1 protein-coding gene is annotated in these 246 nt (G+C 45.9%); it reads right to left on the bottom strand.

Annotated features, from left to right (window positions below; genetic code table 11):
* The coding region (locus JFU56_RS22660; RefSeq protein WP_198439460.1) for a hypothetical protein at positions 1-246 on the bottom strand (246 nt) is incomplete at both ends.

Here is a 246-nt window from a genome sequence, read left to right as displayed (position 1 = left end):
CTGAGAGTGAATGCCTTTCACTAGACTTGATGTTTCACTCTTACGAATCACAGCCACCAAGCTTAAGCCTGAGTTTGCTTCTGAGATAAACTCAACTGGCGAGCTCTTGAGCTGCTGGTAGAAACCGTAGCAATGGTTCGGGTTCTTAGTCACACCCGCACCCACTGCAGCAATCAGAGAAAAACCTTCTTTCAGTTTAATCTCAGCTTCAATCGCGTGGTCTTGTAGATATTCTAATGCACCACC

This window comes from Moritella sp. F3 (assembly GCF_015082335.1).
GTDB lineage: Bacteria > Pseudomonadota > Gammaproteobacteria > Enterobacterales > Moritellaceae > Moritella.
The sequence above is the reverse complement of the archived record's forward strand: the minus strand, read 5'-3'. Positions and strand labels throughout refer to the sequence as shown.